Annotated in this window: 4 protein-coding genes; 3 read left to right on the forward strand and 1 reads right to left on the reverse strand. The window is 70.2% G+C overall.

What is annotated here, in order from left to right:
* The 3 genes from ACWD6P_RS36975 to ACWD6P_RS36985 form a co-directional block, all read left to right on the forward strand.
* The coding region (locus ACWD6P_RS36975; protein ID WP_451448462.1) for a carboxyl transferase domain-containing protein at positions 1-120 on the forward strand (120 nt) is incomplete at its 5' end.
* Positions 121-175: 55 nt separating this feature from the next.
* Complete coding sequence (locus tag ACWD6P_RS36980; protein ID WP_451448605.1) at positions 176-379, forward strand: acyl-CoA carboxylase epsilon subunit; 204 nt, start codon at positions 176-178, stop codon at positions 377-379.
* Positions 380-673: 294 nt separating this feature from the next.
* On the forward strand, positions 674-1,330 hold the full coding sequence (locus tag ACWD6P_RS36985; RefSeq protein ID WP_451448606.1) for a DUF4360 domain-containing protein: 657 nt from the start codon (positions 674-676) through the stop codon (positions 1,328-1,330).
* Positions 1,331-1,437: 107 nt separating this feature from the next.
* Here ACWD6P_RS36985 and ACWD6P_RS36990 read toward each other — a convergent pair.
* The coding region (locus ACWD6P_RS36990; RefSeq protein ID WP_451448607.1) for a GTP-binding protein at positions 1,438-1,779 on the reverse strand (342 nt) is incomplete at its 5' end.

The following is a 1,779-nucleotide window of genomic DNA, read 5'->3' on the forward strand; positions in this document are numbered from 1 at the left end:
CTGGTCGACGACGTCATCGACCCCACCGACACCCGCCACACCCTCATCCGCGCCCTCGACATGCTGCGCACCAAGCACGCGGACCTGCCCGCCCGCAAGCACGGCAACCCGCCCCAGTAACCACATCCCGCACCGCACCCGGCACCACGCCCACCGCGAAGACGGAGCAGACACCGTGAACCCTGTCCACCGCAACGACTCCATCCGTGTGGAGAAGGGCCAGGCCAGCGAGGAAGAGCTGGCCGCCCTGACCGCCGTCCTCCTGGCCCGCGCCGCCCACCGGCCGGCCGCCCCGGCCGGCCCGCGCGCCACCGCCGCCCGCTGGCGCCGCCTGGAGCGCCAGACCGGCTTCCACGGAGCCACCAGCTGGCAGCGCTGAACGACCGAGGACTTGACCGGAGGGCCCCGCATCGCTGCGGGGCCCTCCGGCGCTTTCCCGCCCGATCTCCGCTGTTGTGCCGCGATATGAGGCGCCAGCGGACATATGAGGCACCGTCACTTATCGGCCTCGGTGTTCCGGTTCGGCATCCGGCGTCCGAATCAAGGCGTAGGTTCGCCCCAATCCTGCGGAGCAGAGCTGTTCAAGCCGCGATCCCCGTGCTGGCATGCGCTCGTCATCCCACTCCTGGAGTTCCCGCGCCGCGGGCCCTAGGACGACCGGAAGGAAGAGCCCATGCTCAGCACGCTCGGTGCTGGTGCCGCAGTGGCATCCCTGCTCCTCGCCGGATCGGCATCCCCCACCACGACGGCACGGTTCGGCGACGACCCGCCCACCGGAAAGATCACCATAACCGTCGCCACGGTCAACGGATCGGGCTGCAGACCCGGCAGCGCCGCGGTGGCCATCGCACCCGACAACACCGCCTTCACCGTCACCTACAGCGAGTACCTCGCCCAGGCGGGCGGCTCCAGCAAGCCCACCGACTCCCGTAAGAACTGCCAGATCGCCCTGAACGTGCACGTCCCGCAGGGCTTCACCTACGCGATCGCCCGGGCCGACTACCGCGGCTACGCCTCGCTGGCCCCGGGCGCCCGGGGCCTGGAGCAGGCGAACTACTACTTCCAGGGCCAGCCGGAGACGGCCCGCAAGAGCCACACCTTCACCGGTCCCTACGACAACAACTGGCAGACGTCGGACGAGACCGCGATCGACGCGCTCGTGTACGCCCCCTGCGGCGAGGAGCGCTACTTCAACATCAACACCGAACTGCGCGTGGACGGCAAGGGGGCGGACCCCAGGGCCACCAGCTTCATGGCCATGGACTCCACCGACGGCAGCATCAACACCAAGTACCACTTCGCCTGGAAGGAGTGCCCCGCGCGCTCCTGAGGCCACGACGAAGGCCCCCGCACCCAAGTGGGTGTGGGGGCCTTTCGTACGGCGCGAGCGGGCACGGGGAGCCCGGCCGCGGCCGGCTGCGTACCGTGTCCTGCGGCCTAGCGCAGGCGGGCCATCAGCGCGTGCTCGACCAGCGTGATGAGCGCGCTCTTGGCCTCGCTGCGGTGCCGGGCGTCGGTCGTGATGATCGGCGCGTCCGGGCCGATCTGCAGCGCCTCACGGACCTCGTCGGGCGTGTAGGGCTGGTGCCCGTCGAAGCCGTTGAGGGCGATGACGAAGGGCAGGCCGCTGTTCTCGAAGTAGTCGACGGCCGGGAAGCAGTCGGCCAGGCGGCGGGTGTCCACCAGGACCACCGCGCCGATGGCGCCGCGGACCAGGTCGTCCCACATGAACCAGAAGCGGTCCTGACCGGGCGTACCGAACAGGTACAGGATCAGGTC

Source organism: Streptomyces sp. NPDC002446 (assembly GCF_053595675.1).